The sequence below is a fragment of the Bifidobacterium sp. UBA6881 genome (assembly GCA_002451435.1).
In the GTDB taxonomy this organism is placed as follows: Bacteria; Actinomycetota; Actinomycetes; order Actinomycetales; family Bifidobacteriaceae; genus Bifidobacterium.
On the sequence record DKCF01000010.1, the window covers coordinates 6,633 to 7,938 of the forward strand.

The following is a 1,306-nucleotide window of genomic DNA, read 5'->3' on the forward strand; positions in this document are numbered from 1 at the left end:
TTTCAGGATTCCTGTGATTCCGCGGACTCCGCAGGCCCTTCGGATTCCGCGGAATCCCGGTCATTCTGGTTGCGGCGCGCGATTTCCCTGATCTCGTGTTCCTTGCTCACGTCCTCATGTTTGGTTTCCTTGGCTTCGCGCTCCGCCTGCCGGCGTGCCTGTTTGACGGCCTTCGCGCTCTCGAAGCGCAGTTCCGGCTTGGCTTCCATGCGGCTCAGACCGTACCATGCCAGATTCACGATGTGCGCGGCGAGCTGCTCCTTGCTGATTTTGCGTTGGTCGGCCCAGTATTGGCAGGTGTAGACGGTCATGCCGATGAGCATCTGCGCGTAGTACGGCACGCCCTTGGCGGGCAGGTGCTGCCGCTTGAACGCCTCGGTGAGTATGTCTTCGACGCGGATGGAGATGTCGCCGAGCAGCGAGTTGAATGATCCCGCGGGATCGGTTTTCGGCGAATCGCGGGTGAGCACGCGGAATCCCTCGGCGTTCTCCTCGACATAGGTGAGCAGCGCGAGGGCGGTGCGTTCGACGATCTGCCGCGGATGCGCCTGCGGATCGGACAGCGCGTTGATGAGGGTGTCGGTGAGCGCGCGCATCTCGCGGTCCACCACCACGGCGTACAGGCCTTCCTTGCCCCCGAAATGCTCGTATACGATGGGCTTCGAGACTTTGGCGGTGGCTGCGATCTCCTCCACGCTCACCGCCTCGAATCCCTTGGCCGCGAACAGCGACCGACCGATTTCGATGAGCTGTTCGCGCCTCTGATACGACGTCATTCTGGATGTACTGGCCATGCCGCCTAGTTTTTCACGCCCCGTGGATACGTCCGATTCCACCTTCCCGAATCGGGCATCGGCGATTATGGAACCGCAGTGAACATGTTTTTGCGCGGCTATGGAACTTTGCATGGAATGAGCATGTCGCATTCCAGGGTTTTGCGTAGTGCAAGATTCCGCGTCCGCGCGACCGGGGATATGGGATGTCGGATTGCGCGACCGCGCGTCGAATTCCGTGGGCATTGGACTATCCGCGGGATGGTCAAGAAGGTATGACTGCCGTGTCCGTTGCGCTTTTTAGGCTGGAATCATGGATACGAATGTGATTATTGCGATTGTCGCCGTCATTGCGATCGCGGCGGTTTTGGTGATCGGCGGATGGTGGCTCGGCAAGAGCCGCAAGGCCGCCGTGGCGAAGTCCACCGAAGCCGCGAAGGCGAAGGCCGACGCCCGTCTCGCCGCGGAAAGGGCCGCCGCCGAAAGCGCCGTGGGCACCAAGGAAACCGCCGAATCAGCCGCAGAGGAAACCG

Annotated in this window: 1 protein-coding gene and 1 pseudogene; one reads left to right on the forward strand and one right to left on the reverse strand. The window is 61.3% G+C overall.

Annotated elements, in window-relative coordinates; all coding sequences use genetic code 11:
* Positions 1-2: 2 nt before the first annotated feature.
* Positions 3-776: a TetR/AcrR family transcriptional regulator gene (locus tag B3C64_RS00775; RefSeq protein ID WP_291533073.1), complete on the reverse strand. Its 774-nt coding sequence runs from the start codon at positions 774-776 to the stop codon at positions 3-5.
* Between the two features lie 322 nt (positions 777-1,098).
* On the opposite strand from B3C64_RS00775, the pseudogene B3C64_RS00780 reads away from it, so the two are divergent.
* Positions 1,099-1,306: pseudogene (locus tag B3C64_RS00780) on the forward strand (signal recognition particle-docking protein FtsY); the annotation flags it as partial.

Excerpts from the sequence above, each read along its gene's own strand:
- B3C64_RS00775 (WP_291533073.1), bottom strand. The coding sequence starts at position 776 with ATGACGTCGTATCAGAGGCGCGAACAGCTCATCGAAATCGGTCGGTCG.